Source organism: Streptomyces subrutilus (assembly GCF_001746425.1).
GTDB classification, from domain to species: domain Bacteria; phylum Actinomycetota; class Actinomycetes; order Streptomycetales; family Streptomycetaceae; genus Streptomyces; species Streptomyces subrutilus_A.
The window spans coordinates 4,880,575-4,902,181 of the sequence record NZ_MEHK01000001.1 but is presented as its reverse complement, the minus strand read 5'-3'; the positions used below and the strand labels follow the sequence as shown (position 1 = coordinate 4,902,181).

Annotated in this window: 20 protein-coding genes and 1 riboswitch; of the genes, 12 read left to right on the top strand and 8 right to left on the bottom strand. The window is 70.2% G+C overall.

The features are described from left to right. Nucleotides 1-52: 52 nt before the first annotated feature. The 3 genes from BGK67_RS23225 to BGK67_RS23215 all read left to right on the top strand — a co-directional run bounded on the left by BGK67_RS23225 (nucleotide 53) and on the right by BGK67_RS23215 (nucleotide 1,965). Nucleotides 53-313: a UBP-type zinc finger domain-containing protein gene (locus tag BGK67_RS23225; RefSeq protein ID WP_069921892.1), complete on the top strand. Its 261-nt coding sequence runs from the start codon at nucleotides 53-55 to the stop codon at nucleotides 311-313. A 204-nt stretch (nucleotides 314-517) separates the two neighbouring features. After that, a complete protein-coding gene (locus tag BGK67_RS23220; RefSeq protein WP_030153599.1) occupies nucleotides 518-931 on the top strand; it encodes an ATP-binding protein in 414 nt (137 codons plus the stop codon). A gap of 11 nt (nucleotides 932-942) precedes the next feature. After that, nucleotides 943-1,965 carry an RNA polymerase sigma factor SigF gene (locus BGK67_RS23215; RefSeq protein ID WP_432215524.1) on the top strand — a complete coding sequence of 341 codons (1,023 nt, stop codon included), beginning with the start codon at nucleotides 943-945 and terminating at the stop codon, nucleotides 1,963-1,965. Nucleotides 1,966-2,001: 36 nt separating this feature from the next. Here the strand turns inward: BGK67_RS23215 and BGK67_RS23210 are convergent, their stop codons facing one another. Next, the gene (locus BGK67_RS23210) at nucleotides 2,002-2,460 is read right to left on the bottom strand and encodes a hypothetical protein (protein ID WP_069921890.1); all 459 of its coding nucleotides are present in this window, start codon (nucleotides 2,458-2,460) and stop codon (nucleotides 2,002-2,004) included. An 84-nt stretch (nucleotides 2,461-2,544) separates the two neighbouring features. On the opposite strand from BGK67_RS23210, the gene BGK67_RS23205 reads away from it, so the two are divergent. Together BGK67_RS23205 and BGK67_RS23200 are read left to right on the top strand one after the other, a co-directional pair. After that, nucleotides 2,545-3,510 carry a diacylglycerol/lipid kinase family protein gene (locus tag BGK67_RS23205; protein WP_069921889.1) on the top strand — a complete coding sequence of 322 codons (966 nt, stop codon included), beginning with the start codon at nucleotides 2,545-2,547 and terminating at the stop codon, nucleotides 3,508-3,510. 319 nt (nucleotides 3,511-3,829) lie between these two features. Beyond that, nucleotides 3,830-4,087 (top strand): WhiB family transcriptional regulator, encoded by a 258-nt coding sequence (locus BGK67_RS23200; protein ID WP_003953983.1) that lies wholly within the window; start codon nucleotides 3,830-3,832, stop codon nucleotides 4,085-4,087. 157 nt (nucleotides 4,088-4,244) lie between these two features. On the opposite strand, the gene BGK67_RS23195 is transcribed toward BGK67_RS23200, so the two are convergent. Continuing rightward, entirely contained in the window at nucleotides 4,245-5,714 is a 1,470-nt protein-coding gene (locus BGK67_RS23195; protein WP_069921888.1) for a sensor histidine kinase, read from the bottom strand. 713 nt (nucleotides 5,715-6,427) lie between these two features. Between BGK67_RS23195 and nagB the strand changes: the two genes are divergently transcribed. Then, entirely contained in the window at nucleotides 6,428-7,213 is a 786-nt protein-coding gene (gene nagB, locus BGK67_RS23190; RefSeq protein ID WP_069921887.1) for a glucosamine-6-phosphate deaminase, read from the top strand. 782 nt (nucleotides 7,214-7,995) lie between these two features. Here nagB and BGK67_RS23185 read toward each other — a convergent pair. The 4 genes from BGK67_RS23185 to BGK67_RS23170 all read right to left on the bottom strand — a co-directional run bounded on the left by BGK67_RS23185 (nucleotide 7,996) and on the right by BGK67_RS23170 (nucleotide 12,871). Further along, nucleotides 7,996-9,507: a glycoside hydrolase family 3 protein gene (locus BGK67_RS23185; RefSeq protein ID WP_069921886.1), complete on the bottom strand. Its 1,512-nt coding sequence runs from the start codon at nucleotides 9,505-9,507 to the stop codon at nucleotides 7,996-7,998. Nucleotides 9,508-9,515: 8 nt separating this feature from the next. Beyond that, complete coding sequence (locus BGK67_RS23180; protein ID WP_069924048.1) at nucleotides 9,516-10,370, bottom strand: carbohydrate ABC transporter permease; 855 nt, start codon at nucleotides 10,368-10,370, stop codon at nucleotides 9,516-9,518. Between the two features lie 50 nt (nucleotides 10,371-10,420). Further along, nucleotides 10,421-11,443, bottom strand: coding sequence for a carbohydrate ABC transporter permease (locus BGK67_RS23175; protein WP_069921885.1), 1,023 nt, complete (start codon nucleotides 11,441-11,443; stop codon nucleotides 10,421-10,423). A gap of 147 nt (nucleotides 11,444-11,590) precedes the next feature. Then, a complete protein-coding gene (locus BGK67_RS23170; RefSeq protein ID WP_069921884.1) occupies nucleotides 11,591-12,871 on the bottom strand; it encodes an extracellular solute-binding protein in 1,281 nt (426 codons plus the stop codon). Between the two features lie 289 nt (nucleotides 12,872-13,160). On the opposite strand from BGK67_RS23170, the gene BGK67_RS23165 reads away from it, so the two are divergent. The 3 genes from BGK67_RS23165 (at nucleotide 13,161) to BGK67_RS23155 (ending at nucleotide 16,528) form a co-directional block, all read left to right on the top strand. Then, entirely contained in the window at nucleotides 13,161-13,925 is a 765-nt protein-coding gene (locus tag BGK67_RS23165) for a GntR family transcriptional regulator (RefSeq protein WP_069921883.1), read from the top strand. A gap of 168 nt (nucleotides 13,926-14,093) precedes the next feature. Next, a complete protein-coding gene (locus BGK67_RS23160) occupies nucleotides 14,094-16,337 on the top strand; it encodes a carbon starvation CstA family protein (RefSeq protein ID WP_432215473.1) in 2,244 nt (747 codons plus the stop codon). Then, on the top strand, nucleotides 16,334-16,528 hold the full coding sequence (locus BGK67_RS23155) for a CstA-like transporter-associated (seleno)protein (RefSeq protein ID WP_069921881.1): 195 nt from the start codon (nucleotides 16,334-16,336) through the stop codon (nucleotides 16,526-16,528). Before BGK67_RS23160 ends, BGK67_RS23155 begins: the two co-directional genes overlap by 4 nt. Nucleotides 16,529-16,579: 51 nt before the next feature. Here BGK67_RS23155 and BGK67_RS23150 read toward each other — a convergent pair whose 3' ends face one another. Beyond that, entirely contained in the window at nucleotides 16,580-17,164 is a 585-nt protein-coding gene (locus BGK67_RS23150) for a Uma2 family endonuclease (RefSeq protein ID WP_069921880.1), read from the bottom strand. Nucleotides 17,165-17,242: 78 nt separating this feature from the next. Between BGK67_RS23150 and BGK67_RS23145 the strand changes: the two genes are divergently transcribed. The 3 genes from BGK67_RS23145 to BGK67_RS23135 all read left to right on the top strand — a co-directional run bounded on the left by BGK67_RS23145 (nucleotide 17,243) and on the right by BGK67_RS23135 (nucleotide 21,445). Next, nucleotides 17,243-17,737, top strand: a complete 495-nt coding sequence (locus tag BGK67_RS23145) for a GNAT family N-acetyltransferase (RefSeq protein ID WP_069921879.1) — start codon at nucleotides 17,243-17,245, stop codon at nucleotides 17,735-17,737. Between the two features lie 51 nt (nucleotides 17,738-17,788). Continuing rightward, nucleotides 17,789-17,910, top strand: a riboswitch (cobalamin riboswitch). Nucleotides 17,911-18,050: 140 nt separating this feature from the next. Continuing rightward, the gene (locus tag BGK67_RS23140) at nucleotides 18,051-20,429 is read left to right on the top strand and encodes a ribonucleoside-diphosphate reductase subunit alpha (RefSeq protein ID WP_069921878.1); all 2,379 of its coding nucleotides are present in this window, start codon (nucleotides 18,051-18,053) and stop codon (nucleotides 20,427-20,429) included. After that, on the top strand, nucleotides 20,429-21,445 hold the full coding sequence (locus BGK67_RS23135) for a ribonucleotide-diphosphate reductase subunit beta (protein ID WP_069921877.1): 1,017 nt from the start codon (nucleotides 20,429-20,431) through the stop codon (nucleotides 21,443-21,445). Before BGK67_RS23140 ends, BGK67_RS23135 begins: the two co-directional genes overlap by 1 nt. Here the strand turns inward: BGK67_RS23135 and BGK67_RS23130 are convergent. Continuing rightward, nucleotides 21,400-21,606 carry a hypothetical protein gene (locus BGK67_RS23130; RefSeq protein WP_069921876.1) on the bottom strand — a complete coding sequence of 69 codons (207 nt, stop codon included), beginning with the start codon at nucleotides 21,604-21,606 and terminating at the stop codon, nucleotides 21,400-21,402. The genes BGK67_RS23135 and BGK67_RS23130 overlap by 46 nt on opposite strands. Between the last annotated feature and the right edge of the window lies 1 nt (nucleotide 21,607).

Here is a 21,607-nt window from a genome sequence, read left to right as displayed (position 1 = left end):
GGTAGTCGTCGGAGCCATCGCGCACCCGCATCCTGGCCGTACGCTGGCCATCATGAGCGAGTGCACCCACGTTGCCGAACTGCCGCGCCCCGAGCCCGTCCCCTCTGACCGGACCTGCGGCGAATGTCTGGCGGTCGGCAGCCACCCCGTGCAGCTGCGGATGTGCCTGGAGTGCGGGCACGTGGCCTGCTGCGACTCCTCCCCCTACCGGCACGCCACCGCGCACCACGAGAAGAGCGGCCATCCGGTGATGCGGAGCTTCGAGCCGGGGGAGATCTGGCGCTGGTGTTTTGTCGACGGTTCGATCGTCTGAGGCGGGGTAGGTCAACCCTCCGCCGGTTCCCCTGATTTGGACCCGCAGACCCCTAGCCACTGTGCGTACCCGTGGGCTTACCATCAGTCACTGGCCGTGGGAAGGGGCGCCCACAGCGGGCCTCACGAGGGGTGCCGCGACACGATCGCCCGGATCGCGGTAGCGTCACCGGCGAACAGAGCTCGTACCACCTTGGAGGTGAGGGTGTCCCAGATCGCAGGCGAGCCCGGGACCCAGGACTTCGTGGAAGTCCGGCTGCCCGCTGCGGGTGCCTACCTGTCGGTGCTGCGCACGGCCACGGCCGGTCTCGCAGCACGTTTGGACTTCACCCTCGACGAGATCGAGGACCTCCGCATCGCGGTGGACGAGGCCTGCGCGATCCTGCTCCAGCAGGCCGTGCCCGGCTCCGTCCTCAGCTGCGTCTTCCGCTTGGTGGACGATTCGCTGGAGGTGACCGTCTCGGCGCCGACCACGGACGGCCGTGCGCCGGAGCGCGACACGTTCGCCTGGACCGTACTGTCGGCGCTGGCCGGCAAGGTCGAGTCGACCGTCGAGGAGGACCGGACGGTGAGCATCAGTCTCTACAAACAACGCGGCGCGGGACCAGGCCCGGCGTGAGCGGCGGGGAGATCCCGGTGCGGGGCGGGGATCGGCCCCGGGTACGGCACGAGGTCGACGGCGGCATCCCGGAGCAGCAGCACGCCCGGCCGCACCCGGCTGACGCGGATGCGGAAGACGGCTTTTTGGACTCGGCGGAGCGACGGGCGGGCCCTATGAGCGACAACCAGCACGAAGAACCACAGCCGGCGCAGCCGCCGGCGGCCGCTGCCACGGCCCCGGAAGCGCCGGTTCCCACGGAAGCGCCCGCGTTCCAGGCGATCGCGCCGCTGCCGGATCCGCGCGACCGCAGCGGGGCGCGCGCCCTGTTCATCGAGCTGCGGGCGCTGCCCGACGGCTCGCTGGAGAAGGCCGAGCTGCGCAACCGGCTCGTACGGATGCACCTGCCGCTGGTCGAGCACCTGGCACGACGGTTCCGCAACCGCGGCGAGCCGCTCGACGACCTGACGCAGGTCGCGACCATCGGCCTGATCAAGTCGGTGGACCGGTTCGACCCGGACCGCGGGGTCGAGTTCTCCACCTACGCCACGCCCACCGTGGTCGGCGAGATCAAGCGGCACTTCCGTGACAAGGGCTGGGCGGTCCGCGTACCCCGGCGCCTGCAGGAGCTGCGGCTCTCGCTGACGACGGCCACGGCCGAACTGTCCCAGCAGCACGGCCGCTCCCCCACGGTCCACGAACTGGCCGAACGCCTGGGGATCTCCGAGGAGGAGGTGCTGGAGGGGCTGGAATCGGCCAATGCCTACAGCACGCTCTCGCTGGACGTCCCGGACACCGACGACGAGTCGCCGGCGGTCGCGGACACCCTGGGCGCGGAGGACGAGGCCCTGGAGGGCGTCGAGTACCGCGAGTCGCTCAAGCCGCTGCTGGAGGGCCTGCCGCCCCGGGAGAAGCGGATCCTGCTGCTCCGGTTCTTCGGGAACATGACCCAGTCGCAGATCGCCCAGGAGGTCGGCATCTCCCAGATGCACGTCTCCCGGCTGCTCGCCCGCACCCTGGCCCAGCTGCGCGAGAAGCTCCTCGTCGAGGAGTAGCGGAGCGGGCGGGGAGAAGCGGTCGGGCGGAGCGGACTATCGGGCCTGCTGTCCGGGCCCGATACCCAGAGCCTCGGTCGCCGTCGGATTCACCAGCAGGGCCGCGACGGCCACCGCCGCCAGGGCCAGGGCCACCGCGGCGATGATCATCGCGCCGCCGGTGTTGTACAGGGTCCAGGCCACCGGCAGCGCCATCAGCTGGGTGATCAGTGCCGGGCCGCGGCTCCAGCTGCGGCCCAGGCGCAGACCGCGGGCCGCGACCAGCGGCAGCGCGGCGAGCGCGAGCAGGGTGATGCCGCCCGTCTCCGCCTGCTGCGGGGAGTCGGGATCACCGGCGATGCCCACGTACAGCATGTAGACGCCGAGGCCGGCCAGCGCCAGTCCCTCCAGGGCCGTCAGCACGGCGGCGGCGGTCAGCCGGCCGGGCAGCGCGGCGGCCTCGGTGGCGGGAGTGGCGGTGGGGGCGGCGGCTTTCGCGGGCTGCTTCTTACTCACTCCAGCAGGGTAGCCGCGTACCCCGGACGCCGGAGGGGACGGGCAGTAGGGACGCCTTGAGAAGGGGTGGGTAGTCTGGCGCTCATGCGTGCACTTCTCGTGGCCAACCCAGCAGCGACGACGACCAGTGCGCGCACGCGCGACGTCCTGACCCACGCCCTGGCCAGCGAGATGAAGCTGGAGGCGGTGACCACCGAGTACCGGGGCCACGCCCGGGACCTGGGCCGACGGGCCGCGCACGAGGGGCTCGACCTCGTCGTCGCCCTGGGCGGCGACGGCACGGTCAACGAGGTGGTCAACGGACTGCTGCACGACGGACCCGATCCGGAGCGGCTGCCGCGGCTGGCGGTGGTGCCCGGCGGCTCCACCAATGTCTTCGCCCGCGCACTCGGCCTGCCGAACGACGCGGTCGAGTCGACCGGCGCCCTGCTGGACGCACTGCGCGAGCAGCGCGAGCGGATCGTGGGCCTGGGCCTGGCCGCCGGCACCCCGGGCACGGAGGACGAGTCGGTCCCGGCCCGCTGGTTCACCTTCTGCGCGGGCTTCGGTTTCGACGCGGGCGTGGTGGGGCGGGTCGAGCAGCAGCGCGAGCGCGGCAAGCGTTCGACGCATGCCCTGTACGTGCGACAGCTGATGCGCCAGTTCTGGGACGAGCCGAACCGCCGGCACGGCACGGTCACCCTGGAGCGTCCGGGCGCCGATCCGGTGACGGATCTGGTGCTGTCGATAGTCTGCAACACCTCGCCGTGGACGTATCTGGGCAATCGCCCGCTGTACGCCTCTCCGGAGGCGTCGTTCGATACTGCGCTTGACGTACTGGCCCTCAACCGTTTGTCAACTCCGGCGGTCGTTCGCTACGCGACACAGCTCCTGACCTCGACTCCTGAACGAGGTCCACACGGCAAGCACGCGGTGTCTCTACACGATCTGACCGACTTCACCTTGCATTCGAAGGTCCCGCTTCCGTTCCAGATGGACGGAGACCACCTCGGTCTGCGCACCAGCGTTCGGTTCACAGGCGTACGGCGGGCACTGCGTGTGATTGTGTGAGCGGAAGGGCCCAAAGTCCTTTCACTCGAACGTTTACACGCTGGTCCACCCCCAGGAAGTAGGGCTGTGACCTAGTAGACACCGACGAATCAAAAAAAACTTTCCGGAAGGGGTTGTATCCCCGTCCGAGGTTTGCGAATCTCTACATGGCGATCGGGACAGCCCGCAGAACCGGCACCCACACAGACCGCCAGAACCCCTCCACGAATCTTCGGACCACACCAGGCAACTGGGTGTCGGCCCTTCCCCCACGGGGGGATTCGTGAAAGCGTTCACATTCACAAGCAACGTGCATGTCACATCAAGAGAGGTAGCAGCCATGGACTGGCGTCACAACGCCGTTTGTCGTGAGGAAGACCCGGAGCTGTTCTTCCCCATCGGCAACACCGGTCCTGCGCTGCTGCAGATCGAGGAAGCCAAGGCCGTCTGCCGCCGCTGCCCCGTCATGGAGCAGTGCCTGCAGTGGGCGCTCGAGTCCGGCCAGGACTCCGGCGTCTGGGGCGGTCTCAGCGAGGACGAGCGCCGCGCGATGAAGCGCCGCGCCGCTCGCAACCGGGCGCGCAACGCCAGCGCCTGACAACGACTTTCGAGCCTCGACGCGCAGCGCGTAGTACCTGTATAAGCGCTTGGCAACGTGCTCTTGAGCCCCGGACCGGGAACCATTCGGTCCGGGGCTCAGTGCTGTCCGGGACGACCTGGAAACTGCCCCGTCACGCTGGGTGACGCCTCCCCCGCTACTTCTGGGGGCTGGACGGGATGTCCAGGACCACCTTGGTGCCGCGCGGCTCGGCCCGGACCATGTCGAAGGTTCCGCCGAGCTCGCCCTCGACGAGGGTGCGCACGATCTGCAGCCCGAGGTTGCCGGCGCGCTGGGGATCGAATCCCTCGGGCAGGCCGCTGCCGTCGTCGAGCACGGTGATCAGCAGCCGGCCGTCGGCGCGGCCGGATCCGCTGCGGGCGGCCGACACCTCGACCGTGCCCCGCTCCCCCTGGGTGAAGGCGTGCTCCAGGGCGTTCTGCAGGATCTCGGTCAGCACCATCGACAGCGGAGTGGCGACCTCCGCGTCCAGGATCCCGAACCGGCCGGTGCGCCGGCAGGCGACCTTGCCGGGCGAGATCTCGGAGACCATCGCGATCACCCGGTCGGCGATCTCGTCGAACTCGACCCGTTCGTCGAGGTTCTGGGACAGCGTCTCGTGCACGATCGCGATCGAACCGACCCGGCGCACGGCCTCGTTGAGCGCCTCGCGCCCCTGGGGCGAATCCATGCGGCGGGACTGGAGCCGCAACAGGGCCGCCACGGTCTGGAGGTTGTTCTTCACCCGGTGGTGGATCTCCCGGATGGTGGCGTCCTTGGTGATCAGTTCGCGTTCGCGACGGCGCAGTTCGGTGACGTCGCGGCACAGCACCAGGGAGCCGATCCGCGTCCCCTTCGGCTTCAGCGGGATGGCGCGCAGCTGGATGACCCCGCCGTTGCCCTCGACCTCGGTCTCCCTCGGAGCCCAGCCGCTGGCCAGCTTGACCAGGGCCTCGTCCACCGGGCCGCGGGAGGGGGCGAGTTCGGTGGTGGTGTCGCCGAGGTGCTGCCCGACCAGGTCGGAGGCGAGGCCGAGCCGGTGGTAGGCGGAGAGCGCGTTCGGCGAGGCGTAGGTGACCACGCCGTCGGCGTCGAGCCGGATCAGGCCGTCCCCCACGCGCGGGGAGGCGTCCATGTCGACCTGCTGGCCGGGGAACGGGAAGGAGCCCGCCGCGATCATCTGGGCCAGGTCGGAGGCGGACTGGAGGTAGGTGAGCTCCAACCGGCTGGGTGTACGCACAGTGAGCAGATTGGTGTTGCGGGCGATCACGCCGAGGACCCGCCCCTCGCGGCGCACGGGGATGGACTCGACGCGCACCGGCACCTCCTCGCGCCACTCCGGGTCGCCCTCGCGCACGATCCGGCCCTCGTCGAGCGCCGCGTCGAGCAGGGGACGGCGGCCGCGCGGCACCAGGTGGCCGACCATGTCGTCCTGGTACGAGGTGGGGCCGGTGTTCGGGCGCATCTGCGCGACCGACACGTACCGGGTGCCGTCCAGGGTGGGCACCCACAGCACGAGGTCGGCGAAGGACAGGTCGGAGAGCAGCTGCCACTCCGAGACCAGCAGGTGCAGCCACTCCAGCTCGGTTTCACTGAGAGCGGTGTGCTGGCGTACGAGGTCGTTCATGGAGGGCACGTGGCGAGCGTACCCCGGGTACGCCTCATGACTTTCCCCACGGGAATACCGGGGAGTACACAGGACGGGCCCAGGACGCGTACTGTTGGAGGAAGTGACGGCATTCAGGGTCCCGTCATTGGATGGACAGAACAGAATGGTCTAGTCCACAATTGCCTTAAGCTTCCGCCCTCCCCGCACAGGAGGACGGATCGAGGTAAGCCGCGCGCTCTGCCCTGACCGCGCAGGCACCTCCCACGGCCGCGGGAACCGCACACCCTCGGCCGTAAGTACTCCGGGCTACGGTGCCGGACGGGTTGAGGGTCCCGTCGGGCACCGTGGCCCAGAGGAAATCCCCCGGACGCGGCGGCCTCGCCCCGCTCCTTCGATCCCCCGACGCACAGGCCCGCGCCCCGGCCGTACGCCGGCGTGGGCGAGCGCGGCCATGCAGCCGGCCTCCAAGACCTTGCACGCCCTCGCGGGCCGGTACCGCGCGGCCCTCCCCGCCGCACTTCCTCGCGGCTGTTCCGTCGGCCAGGAGCCCGCACCACGCCCCCGCTGCCCGGCCCGGGTGCCGGAGTGCGCCTGCGGGGATTCGGACCACCATGGAATGGGCGAGAACCGGGGTGTGGGGGGCCCGACTCTGCTAGATTGGTCTATACCACAACATGCCCACATACCCCTCGCCCCGCCGGGGGGACACCACTCAGATCGGCAGGCCCCGCGTGGAAGTTGTCATCGTCCCGGACGCCAAGGCAGGCGGAGAGCTCATCGCGGAGGCCATGGCGGCGCTGGTCCGTCGCAAGCCCGACGCCCTGCTCGGCGTGGCGACCGGCTCCACCCCGCTGCCCATCTACGAGGCCCTCGCCGCCAAGGTCTCCGCGGGCGAGGTCGACGCCTCCCGCGCGCGGATCTGCCAGCTCGACGAGTACGTCGGCCTGCCGGCCGGGCACCCCGAGTCCTACCGCGCGGTCGTGCTGCGCGAGGTCGTGGAGCCGCTGGGACTGTCCGAGGCCTCCTTCATGGGCCCGGACGGCTCCGCCGCGGACATCGTGGCCGCCTGCGAGGCCTACGACCGGGCGCTCGCCGAGGCCGGGGGTGTGGACCTCCAGCTGCTGGGCATCGGCACGGACGGGCACATCGGCTTCAACGAGCCTTGCTCCTCGCTGGCCTCGCGGACCCGGATCAAGACGCTGACGGAGCAGACCCGCGTGGACAACGCGCGGTTCTTCGACGACGACATAGACCAGGTGCCGCACCACGTCATCACGCAGGGCATCGGCACCATCCTCGACGCCCGCCACCTGGTGCTGCTGGCCACCGGCGAGGGCAAGGCCGAGGCCGTCGCGCAGACGGTCGAGGGGCCGCTGTCCGCGCTGGTCCCGGCGTCCGCGCTGCAGCTGCACCGGCATGCGACCGTCGTCGTGGACGAGGCGGCCGCGTCGAAGCTGAAGCTGGCGGACTATTTCCGCCACACGTACGCGAACAAGCCGGCCTGGCAGGGCCTGTAGCCGCACGAACCGAAGGCCGGGCCCCCTGAAGGGAGCCCGGCCTTCGCCGGCCCCGAGCCCAGCTCACCCGGAGGTACGGTCGGGCGGGTCCCCACACCTTGCCCGGGCTCCGCCCGACCCCGCGCCTCAATCGCCGGCGAGGCTCAAAGTCCCGGGGCTCCGCCCCGCACCCCGCGCCTCAAACGCCGGCGAGGCTGAACTCCACCCCCTGCCGCCGGCCAGGCGCGGCACACCGCCCCCGCCCGCCCGAAGCCCCGTAACCCGCCGCCATGCGGCCGCGACCACCCCACCCCCGCCAACGTACGAGGCGCACATCCAGCCCCGCCGACGTTTGAGACGCGGGCCAACCCAGCCCCGCCAGCGTTTGATGCGCGGGCCACCCAGCCCCGCCGGCGTTCGAAACGCGGGCCCACCCAGCCCCGCCGACGATCGAGGCGCGGGCCAACTCAGCCTCGCCGGCGTTTGAGGCGCGGGGTCTGGGGCGGAGCCCCAGCAACGGCGCCGCGGGCGCACTCGGACAGATACAGCCCCACCCGCGATCGAGCGCGGGACCGCACCCAGCCCCGTCAGCACTTGAGGCGCGGGCCCACCAGCCCGCCGACGATCGAGGCGCGGGCCACCTCAGCCCCGCCGGCGTTTGAGGCGCGGGCCAACCCAGCCCCGCCGGCGTTTGAGGCGCGGGGTCTGGGGCGGAGCCCCGGCAACGGCGCCGCGGACGTGGTCGGACAGACGGTGATCGAGGCGCGGGGCCCGGGGGGCGGCCCCGGGCTTCGGGGGCTGGGTCAGGGGGCCGTGAGGGCTTCGGCCGCGGCTCGGCCGCAGACCGGAGAGGCGCCGTGCGTCGCGACGTACAGCCGGCCCCGCGCCGCAGCCCGAGGCAGCCCCATCTCGACCACCACGGTGTCGCCCCGCGCAGCGACCAGCGCGTCGAGCACCTCCGTCATCCACGGATGCCGGTGCGCGTCGCGCACCACCGCGACCACGGTCCGGCCGCCGGCCGCCGCCAGGACGTCCGCCGCCGACGCACCCTCCGGGTAGACCCCCGAGGCCGTCCCCGGCAGCAGCGCGGCCAGCTCGGCGGCCAGCCCCCACGGGGTCTCGTCCCCGACCGCGATGTTCGCGACCGGCGCCAGCGTCGCCACGTACGGGGCAGCGGTCAGCGGGCCCCCCGTCCCGGTGACGGTCACCGCCCGGCGGGCCGCCTCCAGGCCGATGCCGGACCCGCGGCTCCCCTCCGGCCGCGCGTCCGGCCGGGCCCTGGGGGTCCCCCCGGACGGAGTCTGGAGAAGGGTCCACTCCCCCAGCGCGCGGACCCGCGCGGCGGCCTCGGCCAGCCGCTCCTCGGGCAGCGTGCCCTCCCGTACGGCCGCGACCAGCGCATCGCGCAGGCGCAGCACGGTCGCCTCGTCGGCGAGTCCGCCGCCCACGCAGATCGCGTCGGCGCCGGCCGCGACCGCCAGGACCGAGCCGCGCTCGATCCCGTACGTCCCGGCGATGGCGTTCATCTCCATGCCGTCGGTGACGATCAGCCCCTCGTAGCCGAGCTCCTTGCGCAGCAGGCCGGTGAGGATCTGCGGGCTGAGGGTGGCCGGGCGGGTCGGGTCGAGGGCGGGCACGAGGATGTGCGCGCTCATCACCGCCTTGGTGCCGGCCTCGATCGCCGCCCGGAAGGGCACGAGTTCGCGGGCCTGGAGGGTGTCCAGGTCCACGTCGATGCGCGGCAGCGCGTGGTGCGAGTCGACGTTGGTGTCGCCGTGGCCGGGGAAGTGCTTGGTGCACGCGGCGACCCCGGCGGCCTGCAGGCCCTCGACGTACGCGGCGGTGTGCCGGGCCGCGAGGTGGGTGTCGGCGCCGAAGGACCGTACGCCGATCACCGGGTTGTCCGGGTTGGAGTTGACGTCCGCGGACGGGGCCCAGTTGAGGTTGACCCCGCACTCGGCGAGGCGCCGGCCCAGCTCGCGGGCCACCTCCCGGGTGAGGTCGGTGTCGTCGACGGCGCCGAGCGCCAGGTTGCCGGGGAAGGACGAGCCGCCGCGGACCTCGAGGCGGGTGACGTCGCCGCCCTCCTCGTCGATGGCGACCAGCACGTCCTCGCGCTCCGCGCGCAGCTGCGCGGTCAGCGCGGCGAGCTGCTCGGGCGAGGCGATGTTGCGGCCGAACAGGCCGACCGCGGTGAGCCCTTCGGCGACCTGCCGGAGCAGCCAGTCGGGGGCGGTGGTGCCCTCGAAGCCGGGCTGGAGGACGGCGAGGGCGTCGCGGGTGAGGGTGTCCACCCTGTGCGCAAGGACAGTCATGGGTGCCGTTATCCCTTCACGGCGCCGGCGGTCATGCCGCCGACGGCCTTGCGCTGGAGGAAGATGAAGATCAGCAGGACCGGCACGGCGAACAGGGAAGACGCGGCCATGGTGGCGCCCCAGTCGTTGCCGAAGGCGCTCTGGAACTCGGTGAGCCAGAGCGGCAGGGTCTGCGCGGACTTGTCCTTGTTCAGGATCAGGACCATCGCGAACTCGTTCCAGGCGGTGATGAAGCCGAAGAGCGAGGTGGACATCAGGCCGGGGGCCAGCAGCGGGAAGATCACCTTGCGGAAGGCCTGGCCGCGGGTGCAGCCGTCGATCTGGGCGGCTTCCTCCAGGGTCACCGGGACGGCGGCGATGAAGCCGCGCAGGGTCCAGATGGTGAAGGGCAGGACCATCACGAAGTAGATCGCGGTGAGCAGCGGGAGGCTGTTCAGCATCTCGCTGTCGCGGGCGATCATGTACATCGCGATGACCATGACCTCCCAGGGGGCCATCTGCGCCATCATCACGGCGAGTACGAGGCCCTTGCGGCCCTTGAACCTCATGCGGGCGATGGCGAAGCTCGCGGCGAGCGCGACGAGCAGGGCCAGCAGGACGGCGCCGACGGTGACCAGGACGCTGTTGGTGACGTACGTCCAGAACTGGTCGACCCCGGTGGCCTTGGTGAAGTTGTCCAGGGTCGGGGTGAAGACGAAGACCGGGTCCTTGGTGAGGATCTCGCCGGACGGCTTGAGCGCCGAGGAGAACATCCAGTACACGGGGAAGACGAAGACGAGGGACACCAGGAGCGCGCCCGCGTTCTTGACGACGGCTCCGGGGCGGACCGGCCGGCGCGTACGGAGCTTCTGCGCCGGCTTCACGGACGGCGCGGACGGACCGGACGGCGCGGGCTTCGGGGCGGTGGTGGTGCTCACTGCTCCTCCTCCTGCTTCAGGATCAGGCGGAAGTAGAAGGACATGACGACCACGAGGATCACGATCGTCAGGACGGAGATCGCGGCGGCGAGGCCGTAGTGGGCCTGGCTCTGGCCCTCGACGTAGGCGAAGACCGGCAGGATCTCGGAGGCGCGGTCGGGGCCGCCCTTGTTCATCGCGTAGACCTGGGTGAAGGCCTTGAAGACCCAGATCACCTCGAGGAACGTGGTGACGAGGAAGAAGGGCTTGAGGTTCGGGAAGACGATCTTCCAGAAGGTCTGCCAGCCGTTGGCGCCGTCCATCCGTGCGGCTTCGTACAGCTCGGCACCGACGGTGGTCAGTCCGGCGTACATGTTGAGCGCGACGAAGGGGATGGAGCCCCAGACCACCAGGATCGTGACGATGACCAGGGTGGAGAGGCCGGTCTCCATCCAGTTGTGCTGCTCGTAGCCGGCGAAGCCGGCGGTGCGCATGAGCCAGTTCATGACGCCGAACTGCTCGTCGAACAGCCACTTGAAGACCTGGACGGAGGCGACGATCGGCATGGCCCAGGCCATCACCAGCGCCATCGACAGGACCAGGCGCATCTTCGTGCCGAGCTTGTTCAGCAGGATGCCGATGAGGCTGCCGAGCACCATGATCAGTGCGACGTTGGCCAGGGTGAAGCCGAAGCTGCGGACGACCACGGTCCAGAAGTTCGCGTCGCCGAGCAGCTCGGTGTAGTTGCCGAACCCGGCGAAGGGGTACTTCCGCTGGATGAACTCGATCTTGTTGATGTCCTGGAAGGACAGGATCACGTTCTTGATCAGCGGGTAGAGCAGGAGGACCGCGAGGCTGAGCACCGCGGGACCGATCAGCAGGTAGGGCAGCCACCCCGAAGGGAGGGACCTCCTGGCCCCGCGAGGAGACGTACGGCCGCGGTCGCTCCCGCTGACCGGTGCCTCCGGCGGCGCCGCGGCGGACTTCATCGGTGCGTCCTGTGGAGCGCTGGTCGCCGCCCCCTGGGAGTGCACAGTCATGGTCTTCGTTTCCTCGCGGTTGACTGTGGAGTCACATGCGCGACCGGGGGCGCGGCGGACGCTGCGGGCGCCTGCCGCACCCCCCGGTGCGTTCACACTGCTGGGTACTGCGCGTGCTGCGGGTGCAGCCGGTACTGCGGGGCGGGACTACTTGTTGATGCGGTTCGCGATTTCCTTGTCCGCGTCCGCGCCCGCCTTGGCGGCGTCCTCACCCTTCAGGACCTTGGTCATGAACTCCTTGATGGGGTTCGGCTCGGTCTCGACGTTCGCCCAGCCCGGGGTGACCGGGGTGATCTTGCCGTTGACGCCGGCCTTGCCCATGGCCTCGGCGAAGGAGCCGGCGGCGGGGGTGAAGTTGGCGCCGACCTGGTTCGGGAGCAGCGCGCCCTTGGTCTCGGCGGCGTACTTGGTCATCTGGTCCTTGCCGGCGGCGAGGGCCAGCCACTCCTTGGCGAGCTCCTTGTTCTTCGAGCGCTCGGCCACCGCGAGGTTCGAGCCGCCGAGGAAGACGGTGCTGGTCTTGTCGGCCGTCTTGCCCGGAATCGGGAAGTAGCCGAAGTCGGCTTCCTTGCCCGCCTCCTTCATGGCCTTCTCGGCGCCGCCGGCCTCCCAGCCGAGACCGATCCAGGAGGAGACGCCGCCCTTGGGGACGATGTCGGTGGACTGCTGCGGGTTGGCCTCGTCCTTGTCCTTGGGGGCGGTGGAGAAGGACTGGAGCTTCTTGTAGAACTCCATGGCGGAGGCGGCCTGCGGGGTGCCCAGCGCGCCCTTCCACTTGTCGCCGTCCTTGACGGCGAGGTCGCCGCCCTCGTCCCAGATCAGGCCGGCGAGGACGTACCAGCTCTGGCCGGGCAGGTAGATCGGCTGCGAGGCCGGGTCGGCCGCCTTCAGCTTCTCGAGTCCGGCGATCCACTCGTCGCGGGTCTTCGGCGGGGTGACGCCGGCCTTCTCGAAGGCCTTCTTGTCGTAGATGACGACGCGGTTGGCGGCGTACCAGGGGGCGGAGTAGAGCTTGCCGTCGACCTCGGCCGAGGCGAGCATGCTCTTCTGCCAGGCGTCGGCGCCGAGCTTGGCCTTGTCCTTCGTCAGGTCGGCGAGGCCGCCGGTGACCGCGTAGCCGGCGGTCTGGGTGTTGCCGAGCTCAAGGACGTCCGGAGGGGTGTCCTCGGAGAGGGCCGTGGTCACCTTCTCCTGGATGCCGGTCCACTTCTGCTCCTCGACCTTGACCGTGACACCGGGGTGCTTGGCCGAGAACTCCTTGTTGACCTCTTCGATCCAGGCCTTCGGCGCGGAGCCGTCCATGACCCAGACGGTGATCTCCTTGGGGCCAGCGTCCGCCTTGGCCTTGCTGTCGTCGCCGTTGCCGCATGCCGCGACTCCCGCCAACATGCCCGCGACACTGACCGCCACGATGAGCTTGCGCTTCACGCCACCCTCCTCAGGGATGCCTGCCTGCACTTCCCTTGCCCGCCGCGGTGACATACGCGAAGTACTGCCGTGGGGCCGGGATCTGATCCATATTGGTTTAGACCAGTAGCTGGAGCTTGGCCTAGACCTTTAGGGGTGTCAAGGGTCTAATGAGCGGGTGCTCGGTCCGTTATCGGACCGACACCTGGGGAGAGAGAAGGCCTGTCCCCCCGCACGTGTCACGATGTGACCGCACATATCGGAGGAGCCGGTGACGGCAGCGAAACTGGAGTCGGGAAGGCGGGCGGCGATGGCCACCGAAGGGGCGATCACGGAGCCGGAAGGCGGGGCGGCCACCCGCACGGCACGTGTACCCAAGTACTACCGACTCAAGCGGCACTTGCTCGACATGACCGAGACGCTGCCGCCCGGCACACCGGTGCCGCCGGAGCGCACGCTCGCGGCCGAATTCGACACCTCGCGGACCACCGTCCGCCAGGCCCTCCAGGAGCTCGTCGTCGAGGGCCGGCTGGAGAGGATCCAGGGCAAGGGCACCTTCGTGGCCAAGCCCAAGGTCTCGCAGGCCCTCCAACTCACCTCGTACACCGAGGACATGCGCGCCCAGGGGCTGGAACCCACCTCCCAGCTCCTGGACATCGGCTACGTCACGGCCGACGACACCCTCGCCGGACTCCTCAAGATCACCACCGGTGGGCGGGTCCTGCGCATCGAGCGGCTGCGGCTGGCCAGCGGTGAGCCGATGGCCATCGAGACCACGCACCTGTCGGCGAAGCGCTTCCCCGCCCTGCGCCGTTCGCTCGTCAAGTACACCTCCCTCTACACCGCCCTCGCCGAGGTCTACGACGTCCACCTCGCCGAGGCCGAGGAGACCATCGAGACCTCGCTGGCCACCCCGCGCGAGGCCGGCCTGCTCGGCACCGACGTCGGCCTGCCGATGCTGATGCTCTCCCGGCACTCGCTCGACGCGGACGGGGAGCCGGTGGAGTGGGTGCGGTCGGTGTACCGCGGCGACCGGTACAAGTTCGTCGCCCGGCTCAAGCGGCCCGCCGTCTGAAAACCGGCGGGCGGCCGAGGCCCGCCGGAGGACCGACGAAGGGCCACCGGAGCCCGACGGCGCTCCGTCCGGCTTCCGTCCCTATATACCGGCAAGCGGAATACCGGAATACGGACGGGGTCTTACGTTCACCAGGCAATCCCCCGTAGATTCCCTGCGCTTACGCAGATGATCGAGGATGGGACGAGGGTCATGCCTGAACCGGAAGCAACTGGGACACAACGGAACGCGGCGGGTCCGGGCAGGCCGGGCTCGCCCTCCCCGAAGTCCGTCGCCGCATGGGTGCTCGTCGGACTCGTCGGCGCCATCGGCTGGGGCGTTCTGGCCCTCTCCCGCGGCGAGGAGATCTCCGCCGCCTGGCTGCTCGCCGCCGCGCTGGGCTCGTACGCGATCGGCTACCGCTTCTACTCGCGGTTCATCGCGCACCGCGTGCTGAAGGTGGACAAGACGCGGGCCACCCCCGCCGAACGCCTTGACAACGGTGTCGACTTCCATCCCACCGACCGACGGGTCCTGTTCGGCCACCACTTCGCCGCCGTCGCCGGCGCCGGACCCCTCGTCGGACCGGTGCTCGCCGCGCAGATGGGCTACCTGCCCGGCACCATCTGGATCGTCGTGGGCGTGATCTTCGCGGGCGCCGTGCAGGACATGGTGACCCTGTTCTTCTCCACCCGGCGCGACGGCCGTTCGCTCGGCCAGATGGCCCGGGACGAGATCGGCCCCGTGGGCGGAGCCGCCGCCCTGATCGCCGTGTTCGCCATCATGATCATCCTGCTGGCCGTGCTCGCGCTGGTCATCGTCAACGCCCTGGCCCACTCCCCCTGGGGCGTCTTCTCCATCGGCATGACGATCCCGATCGCCCTGTTCATGGGCTTCTACCTGCGCGTCCTGCGACCCGGCCGGGTCACCGAGGTCTCGCTGATAGGGGTGGCCCTGCTGCTGCTCGCCATCGTCGCGGGCGGCTGGGTCGCGGAGTCCTCGCTGGCGGACACCTTCACCCTGGAGAAGGAGACGCTGGTCATCTGGATGATCGTGTACGGCTTCCTGGCCTCCGTGCTGCCGGTCTGGATGCTGCTCGCGCCGCGCGACTACCTCTCCACCTTCATGAAGGTCGGCACCATCGCCCTGCTGGCCCTCGGCGTGTTCATCGCGATGCCCACTCTGAAGATGCCCGCGGTCACCGACTTCGCCTCGCGCGGGGACGGCCCGGTCTTCGCCGGCTCGATGTTCCCGTTCGTGTTCATCACGATCGCCTGTGGCGCCCTGTCGGGCTTCCACGCCCTGGTCTCCTCGGGCACCACCCCGAAGATGATCCAGAAGGAGACCCAGGTCCGGATGATCGGCTACGGGGCGATGCTCACCGAGTCGTTCGTCGCCGTCATGGCCGTGATCACGGCGTGCATCCTGGAGCCAGGCCTCTACTTCGCCATCAACTCCCCCGGCGGTGTCATCGGCACCACGGTGGAGTCGGCCTCGCAGGCGGTGACGAACTTCGGCTTCGCCATCTCGCCGGAGGCCCTGGCGCAGGCCGCGAAGGACGTGGAGGAGACCAGCCTGCTCTCCCGTACCGGTGGCGCGCCGACCTTCGCACTGGGAATGTCGGAGATCTTCGCCTCGGTGATCGGCGGCGGCTCGATGAAGGCGTTCTGGTACCACTTCGCGATCATGTTCGAGGCGCTGTTCATCCTCACCACGGTCGACGCGGGCACCCGGGTCGGCCGGTTCATGCTCCAGGACACCCTGGGCAACGTGCACCGGTCCTTCAAGGACGTCAGCTGGAAGCCGGGCGTGTGGCTGGCCAGCGCCGTCGTGGTCGGCGGCTGGGGCTACTTCCTGTGGGTGGGCGTGAAGGACCCGCTGGGCGGCATCAACCAGCTGTTCCCGCTCTTCGGCATCGCCAACCAGCTGCTGGCCGCCGTCGCCCTGGCGGTCTGCACCACGCTGCTGGTGAAGTCGGGGCGGCTGAAGTGGGCCTGGGTGACGGCGGTCCCGCTGGCCTGGGACGCCACGGTGACGCTCACCGCGAGCTACCAGAAGATCTTCTCCGAGGACGTCCGGGTCGGCTTCTTCGCCCAGCGCGACAAGTACCAGGCGGGCATCGACGCGGACAAGGTGCTGCCGCCCGCCAAGAACATGGACGAGATGCACACGGTGGTCACCAACGCCACGGTGGACGGGGTCCTGTGCGCCCTGTTCGCGGTGCTGATCATCATCGTGCTGGCCGACGCCGGCCGCACCTGCTTCAAGGCGATCAGCAACCCGGAGTCGGCGAAGCTGGCCGAGGTCCCGTGGACCGAGTCGAAGATCGTCGCGCCGGCCGGGCTGTTCCCGACGGCCGAGGAGAAGGCGGAGCTGGCCGCGGCGGGCCTGGACTCGGGCGGCGGGCAGGTCAAGGAGCCGGTGGCCCGATGAGCCTGCGCAGCGCACTGGCGAGGGCGCGGTACTTCGTACGGGAATTCTCGGGTGAGGCGGCCTACGACCGGTACGTCGCCCACGCCCGCTCCCACGACCCGAACGCGGAGGTCCCGACCCGCCGCGCGTTCGAACGGGCCCGTACGGACGCCCGCGAGGCGGACCCGCGGGAGGGCTTCGGCTGCTGCTGAGCTCGTACGCACGCAGGCCCCGCCCGTCCTGGGCGGGGCCCTGCGGCGTGTTCAGCGGATCCAGTCCTTGAGGGGCTCGGTCTGGAGCGTGATGCCGACGGGGTCGGGGAGGTGGATGTCCTTCCCGAATGGGACGGTGCGGACGGTCTCATACCGCCGACCATCGGGCTCGCTGTGGACCGAGACTTCACAGCTGTCCCTGTCAATCAGGAGGTAGACCGGGATGCCGGTCTCCGCGAAGGCCCGAGGCTTCTCGATACGGTCGCGCCGGTCGGTGTCGGAGTCGTACGAGGTGACCTCAACGACCATCAGGACAGGATCCGGGTCGACCCATTCACCTTGCGCCTTCATGAAGCCACTCGGTGCCAGGATTCCATCCGGCCTGGCACGCCCCGCGCGATACTGCTGCACCTTCAATCCCTGCTCGCCATAGAGGAACAACTCAGGTCGGTGCTGGATGCAGATGCGCAAGAGCCACTCGATGATCAGTCCGTGGTCCCCGTCCGGCACGGCCTTGACTCCCAGCTTCCCGTCGATGAATTCCAACCGCAGCCCTTCGATCTCTCGGGCGCCTATACGCGCCAGGGACTCGAACTCCTCGGTCAGCATGTGGGGCCGGTCGGTCATCACGGTCATGCCTCGCTCACCTTCCTCGACGGTGCTGTCTCCGACGATAGCGCCGGGCACCGACACCCGTCCGGCACACTCGACCCCATGGACATGGTGATCAGGCCGGCGCTGCCCGCCGAGTACGAACAGCTGGGTGAGATCACCGCGCAGGCCTACCTGGGCGACGGGCTGCTGGGTTCCGGTGAGGCGTTCTACGCGGCCGTGCTGCGTGATGTCGCCGGGCGGGCCATTGACGGGGAGGTGCTCGTGGCCGCCGAGGAGGGGGCCCTCCTCGGCGGGGTGACCTTCGCCCCGCCCGGCAGTCCGCTGGCCGACATAGCCGGGCCCGGCGAGGCCGAGTTCCGGATGCTGGCCGTCTCCCGCGAGGCGCGCGGACGCGGCGCCGGCGAGGCGCTGGTGCGGGCGTGCGTGGCCCGCGCGCGGGAGCTGGCGGGGGTCACGCACCTGGTGCTGTCCACCCAGCGCGGCATGACCGGGGCCCAGCGGATCTACGAGCGGCTCGGTTTCCTCCGTACGCCGGAGCGGGACTGGGCGCCGGTTCCCGGGCTCACCTTGCTCACGTACCGCCTGGAGCTGTAGCCACACCGACACAACATGTGGGGGGTCACTCAACTGCGGCCCCCCACATGTATGCTCAAGCCTGCTGTCGCCGCAGGGGAATCCGGTGCGAATCCGGAACTGTCCCGCAACGGTATGAAGTGTCCGGCTGCCGGACATGAAGTCCGAGGCCCTGCCGACGGTGCGCCCGGCTCGACCGAACCGGGTGCCGATACGTCCGGGCCTCGCGGTTGGGCCGGTGGACGCCATGCGTGTACGCGTTCCTGCCACGCCCGCATGCGCCTCCCCGTGCCCGCCCACCGTCGACCGGGCCGAGCGAGGGAGAGCTCCCGCCGTGACCATCGCGCCTTCCGCACCGCGCGCCGAGTCCGTTTCTGGCGACACCACCGAGGGCCCGGGGGCCACGCTGCTGCGTACCCTCACCGAACTGACGGCGGACCTCCCCGACACCGACCCCGGACGGGTCGCCGCCGCCGCGCTGCGCGGCCGCAGTGCCGCCGCCGACGACGCCGAACTGCGCGGGCTGGCCACCGAGGCCGCCGCCGGCCTGATCTCCGAGGACCCGGCGTACTCGAAGCTCGCCGCGCGGCTGCTGACGCTGGCGGTGCGCGACGAGGCCGCGCGCCAGGGCTCCACCTCCTTCTCGGCCTCCGTCGAGGTCGGCCACCGCGAGGGCCTGATCGCCGACCGCACGGCCGAGTTCGTCCGGACCCACGCGAGCCGCCTGGACGCGCTGGTCGAGCACACCCTCGCCGAGGGCGCCGACGACCGGTTCGGCTTCTTCGGCCTGCGCACCCTGCACAGCCGCTACCTGCTGCGCCACCCGATCACCCGCCAGGTCATCGAGACCCCGCAGTACTTCATGCTGCGCGTGGCCTGCGGTCTGGCCGAGGACGAGTCCGTCCAGGCCGTCGAGGAAGTGGCCTCGCTCTACCGGCTGATGAGCCGCCTGGACTACCTGCCGTCCTCCCCCACGCTCTTCAACTCCGGCACCCGCCACCCGCAGATGTCCTCCTGCTACCTGCTGGACTCCCCGCTGGACGAGCTGGACTCGATCTACGACCGCTACCACCAGGTCGCCCGCCTCTCCAAGCACGCCGGCGGCATCGGCCTGTCGTACTCCCGCATCCGCGCCCGCGGTTCGCTGATCCGTGGCACCAACGGCCACTCCAACGGCATCGTGCCGTTCCTGAAGACCCTCGACGCCTCCGTCGCCGCCGTGAACCAGGGCGGCCGCCGCAAGGGCGCCGCCGCCGTCTACCTGGAGACCTGGCACGCGGACATCGAGGAGTTCCTGGAGCTGCGCGACAACACCGGCGAGGACCAGCGCCGTACGCACAACCTGAACCTGGCCCACTGGGTGCCGGACGAGTTCATGCGCCGCGTGAACTCCGACGCCGACTGGTCGCTGTTCTCCCCGGCCGACGTCCCCGAGCTCGTCGACCTGTGGGGCGACGCGTTCGACGCCGCCTACCGCAAGGCCGAGGCGGCGGGCCTGGCCCGCAAGACCATGCCCGCCCGGGACCTGTACGGCCGGATGATGCGCACCCTCGCGCAGACCGGCCAGGGCTGGATGACCTTCAAGGACGCCTCCAACCGCACGGCGAACCAGACCGCCGAGCCGGGCACCGTCGTCCACTCCTCCAACCTGTGCACCGAGATCATCGAGGTCACCAACGACGGCGAGACGGCCGTCTGCAACCTCGGCTCGGTCAACATGGGCGCCTTCGTGGTGGACGGGGGGATCGACTGGGAGCGCCTGGACGAGACCGTCCGCACCGCCGTGACCTTCCTCGACCGCGTGGTGGACATCAACTTCTACCCGACCGAGCAGGCCGGCCGCTCCAACGCCCGCTGGCGCCCGGTGGGCCTGGGCGCGATGGGCCTCCAGGACGTCTTCTTCAAGCTGAAGCTGCCCTTCGACTCCCCCGAGGCGAGGGCCCTGTCCACCAAGCTCTCCGAGCGCATCATGCTGGCCGCGTACGAGGCCTCCTGCGACCTCGCCGAGCGCAGCGGCCCGCTGCCCGCCTGGGAGCAGACCCGCACCGCCCGCGGCGTGCTGCACCCGGACCACTACGACGTGGAGCTGAACTGGCCGGAGCGCTGGGAGGCGCTGCGCGCCCGGGTCGCGAAGACCGGCATGCGCAACTCGCTGCTCCTCGCCATCGCCCCGACGGCGACGATCGCCTCGATCGCGGGCGTGTACGAGTGCATCGAGCCGCAGGTCTCGAACCTCTTCAAGCGCGAGACGCTGAGCGGTGAGTTCCTCCAGGTCAACGCCTACCTGGTGGAGGAGCTGAAGCAGCTCGGCGTGTGGGACGCGCAGACCCGTGAGGCGCTGCGCGACGCCTCCGGCTCGGTGCAGGGCTTCGGCTGGATCCCGGCCGAGGTGCGCGAGCTGTACCGCACGGCGTGGGAGATCCCGCAGCGCGGCCTGATCGACATGGCGGCGGCCCGTACCCCGTTCCTCGACCAGTCGCAGTCCCTGAACCTGTTCCTGGAGACGCCCACCATCGGCAAGCTCAGCTCGATGTACGCGTACGCCTGGAAGCAGGGCCTGAAGACCACCTACTACCTGCGCTCGCGCCCGGCGACGAAGATCGCCCGCGCCGCGCAGGCCGCCGCTCCGGCGGCGCTCCCGCAGGCCGTGGCCGACGCGGAGGCGCTCGCCTGCTCCCTTGAGAACCCCGAGTCCTGCGAGGCCTGCCAGTAATGAGCTCCCACGAGAACAAGAACCTCCTGGACCCGGGCTTCGAGCTGACGCTCCGCCCCATGCGCTACCCGGACTTCTACGAGCGCTACCGGGACGCGATCAAGAACACCTGGACGGTCGAGGAGGTCGACCTCCACTCGGACGTCGCCGACCTCGCGAAGCTGACGCCGGCCGAGCAGCACATGATCGGCCGCCTGGTCGCGTTCTTCGCGACGGGCGACTCGATCGTCTCGAACAACCTGGTGCTGACGCTGTACAAGCACATCAACTCCCCGGAGGCGCGCCTGTACCTGTCGCGCCAGCTGTTCGAGGAGGCCGTGCACGTCCAGTTCTATCTGACGCTGCTCGACACCTACCTGCCCGACCCGGACGACCGCGCGGCCGCCTTCGACGCGGTCGAGGAGATCCCCTCCATCCGCGAGAAGGCGCAGTTCTGCTTCAAGTGGATGGACTCGGTCGAGAAGATCGAGCGGCTGGAGACGCAGGCCGACCGCCGCCGCTTCCTGCTGAACCTGATCTGCTTCGCCGCGTGCATCGAGGGCCTGTTCTTCTACGGCGCCTTCGCGTACGTGTACTGGTTCCGCTCGCGCGGTCTGCTGCACGGCCTGGCCACGGGCACCAACTGGGTGTTCCGCGACGAGACCATGCACATGAACTTCGCGTTCGAGGTCGTGGACACCGTCCGCAAGGAAGAGCCCGAGCTCTTCGACGACGCCCTTCAGCAGCAGGTCACCGACATGCTGAAGGAGGCCGTGGAGGCGGAGCTGCAGTTCGGCCGCGACCTGTGCGGCGAGGGCCTGCCGGGCATGAACACCGAGTCGATGCGCGAGTACCTGGAGTGCGTCGCGGACCAGCGCCTGGTCCGGCTCGGCTTCGCGCCGGTGTACGGCTCGCAGAACCCGTTCTCCTTCATGGAGCTGCAGGGCGTCCAGGAGCTGACCAACTTCTTCGAGCGCCGCCCGTCGGCGTATCAGGTCGCCGTGGAGGGCACGGTCGACCTGGACGAGGACTTCTGAGCCTTACGGGCCCTGTCCGCCCCGCGGGCCTCTGATCGGCCGGCGGCCGCCCCGCGCAGCTGCCGGTCGATTCTGCGTTCCCGGGCCGTTCCGTACAGGGCGGGGGCGAGGAGGAGGGCGGCGACGGCGAGGACGGCGAGGTAGTTCAGGAGCGTGTTCATG

Bases quoted from the DNA above. Each gene is read 5' to 3' on its own strand.
- BGK67_RS23205 (WP_069921889.1), top strand. From the start codon at position 2,545: ATGCGTGCACTTCTCGTGGCCAACCCAGCAGCGACGACGACCAGTGCG.
- BGK67_RS23150 (WP_069921880.1), bottom strand. From the start codon at position 17,164: ATGACCGTGATGACCGACCGGCCCCACATGCTGACCGAGGAGTTCGAG.
- BGK67_RS23160 (WP_432215473.1), top strand. From the start codon at position 14,094: ATGATCGAGGATGGGACGAGGGTCATGCCTGAACCGGAAGCAACTGGG.
- BGK67_RS23155 (WP_069921881.1), top strand. From the start codon at position 16,334: ATGAGCCTGCGCAGCGCACTGGCGAGGGCGCGGTACTTCGTACGGGAA.
- BGK67_RS23185 (WP_069921886.1), bottom strand. From the start codon at position 9,507: ATGACTGTCCTTGCGCACAGGGTGGACACCCTCACCCGCGACGCCCTC.
- BGK67_RS23195 (WP_069921888.1), bottom strand. From the start codon at position 5,714: ATGAACGACCTCGTACGCCAGCACACCGCTCTCAGTGAAACCGAGCTG.
- BGK67_RS23165 (WP_069921883.1), top strand. From the start codon at position 13,161: ATGGCCACCGAAGGGGCGATCACGGAGCCGGAAGGCGGGGCGGCCACC.
- BGK67_RS23200 (WP_003953983.1), top strand. From the start codon at position 3,830: ATGGACTGGCGTCACAACGCCGTTTGTCGTGAGGAAGACCCGGAGCTG.
- BGK67_RS23225 (WP_069921892.1), top strand. From the start codon at position 53: ATGAGCGAGTGCACCCACGTTGCCGAACTGCCGCGCCCCGAGCCCGTC.
- BGK67_RS23135 (WP_069921877.1), top strand. From the start codon at position 20,429: ATGAGCTCCCACGAGAACAAGAACCTCCTGGACCCGGGCTTCGAGCTG.
- BGK67_RS23175 (WP_069921885.1), bottom strand. From the start codon at position 11,443: ATGACTGTGCACTCCCAGGGGGCGGCGACCAGCGCTCCACAGGACGCA.
- BGK67_RS23130 (WP_069921876.1), bottom strand. From the start codon at position 21,606: ATGAACACGCTCCTGAACTACCTCGCCGTCCTCGCCGTCGCCGCCCTC.
- BGK67_RS23145 (WP_069921879.1), top strand. From the start codon at position 17,243: ATGGACATGGTGATCAGGCCGGCGCTGCCCGCCGAGTACGAACAGCTG.